1 protein-coding gene is annotated in these 2,209 nt (G+C 58.2%); it reads right to left on the reverse strand.

The features are described 5' to 3' along the window. Positions 1-2,082 (reverse strand): condensation domain-containing protein (locus tag A3730_RS22755; protein ID WP_156501307.1); only part of this gene is annotated, 2,082 nt, incomplete at its 3' end. Positions 2,083-2,209 lie beyond the last annotated feature (127 nt).

Here is a 2,209-nt window from a genome sequence, read left to right on the forward strand (position 1 = left end):
GCATTGTTCCGCGCTCCACAGTTGCTGGTCACGAATCACCACCCGCGAACCAAAGGCCAACGGCACCGTCCAGCGCTCTACCGCTCCATCGAAACTGATGGAGGCGAACTGCAGCTCCACATCATCCGGGGTCATGCCATAGCGCTCACCGATGGTCTGCACATGCATGGAGAGACCGGCATGGGTCAGCGACACGCCTTTGGGTTTGCCGGTGGAACCGGAGGTATAGATCACATAGGCGAGCTGGTCCGGGTGCGGTTCGTTGTCAACAGCTTGGGCAGAAAAAACATCCAGTGGCAACGTATCCACCGCAATCGCTGTCACCGTTTCCACGCTTGGCAGCGAAGGAACCAGGCCCGATTCAGTGAGCAAAATTTCTGTGCCGCTGTCTTCCAGCATGTAGCGCAAACGGTCCGCAGGATAAGCCGGATCCAGCGGCAAAAAGGCGCCGCCCGCTTTCATCACGGCGAGAAAGGCTTCCACCATGGTGACGCCACGCTCGAAGGACACACCAATCACGTCATCCGGTTTTACACCCTGGGCGATCAGATAACGGGCCAATTGATTGGAACGTGCTTCCAATTCAGCAAACGACACGCGGGTATCCCCGTGCACCAGCGCAATGGCATCGCCCTGTCTCGCAGCCTGCTGTGAAAACAAAGAGACAAAACTATGCGCTTGCCACTGGCCGCCCCCCCGCTCCCAACGCTCCAGCATGGTCTGGTCATCCGGCACCAGCGCCGCACTCTCGGTGAGTGGCAACGCTGGCGACTGCAACCACTGGTCCAGCACCTGCTCAAACGCCACCACCATTTTCCCGGCAAAGGCACTATCAAGAATGCCGTCCCCGTGGACCAGCCTTAACGTCAGGCCATCGTGCTCATCCGGCCAGGCATCCAGCACCAGATCAAACGGGGTTTCCGTTACGGGCAGGTCTTCTACCCGCGCCATCAGGTTGCCCAGGTTCAGGCTCAGCCCTTTGCCCTGTTGGCGATAATTGAACGCCACCTGGAACAAGGGGTGACTGCCCGAGCTGCGGGAATCACTCAAGGCATCGACAATTTTCTCAAAGGGAATATCGCGATTTTTTTTGGCATCGTTCAAGGCACTGTGGATCTGTGCAATCCAGTCGCTGACGGACAGCTCAGGGGAAACATGCCCCTGCACCACCAGGTTGTTGACAAAAAAACCCACCAGAAACTGATTACTGCCTTTACGGTTGGCACTGGGTACGCCAACGCGAATCTGCGGCTGCCCCGATACCCGAAACAACAGATACTGCAACACGGCAAGCAATACAGTGAAACGGCTGACGCCCTGCGCCCTGGCAAAATCTTTCAGGGTTTGCGTCTGCTTTGCAGACAGGGAGAAGTCCTGAAAACAGGCACGACTGGAGGCACCGGACGGTTGTGACAGACGAGGCAAAGCCAGGGGCTCGCCCTCATGCTGCAGGGTGTCGATCCAGTGATCCCGCTGCGCCTGTGCATCGTCACCGGAAAGCCATTCAGCTTCCGTTTCGACCAGATCCAGATAGCTATTCTGCAGCGGCGGCAGGTTCGGTGTCAGCCCGTCACGCAAGGCACTATAGGCAAACAGAAACTCCTGCATGAACACGCCCAATGACCAGGCGTCGCCGACAATATGATGCAACGAGATCAGCAGCGCATGCCGTTGCTCGCTCAGCCTGACCAGCCGGTAACGCAACAGCGATTCGGTTTCCAGATCAAACGGTTTCGCGTTGTGCTCGCGCCCCAACCGGTAGGCTTCCGCTTCCGGGTCTGCCTCGTTGCTGACATCCTCGACCTGCAAGGCCCTGTCCACGTGCGGCGTAATCCGTTGCCAACCCTGGCCATCCCGTTCGGCAAATTGCACGCGCACAATATCCTGCCGTGCCACCACGTAATTCATGGTCTGCTCAAGGGCTTCAGGATTCAGCTCACCGTCCAGCCACAGCATGCCACCCAGGTTATAGGCGGTGCTGTGCGGTGAAAGCCGTGTAAATAGCCACAGGCGTTGCTGGGAAGAGGAAAGCGGGGTCCAGCCGGACCCCGTGCGCGCGTTCTCGATGACAGACCCGGTCATGTCAGCTCCTTGCCGTTAATGCAGACGCAAGAGAAAGAATCAGGACGCTTGCGCATCCCGCAGGCGGCGTGGACGCTGGTCTGTCCAGGTCTGATTGATATGCTCAAGGCATTCGCTCTTGTTGCCG

The sequence above is a fragment of the Alcanivorax sp. HI0044 genome, assembly GCF_001634945.1.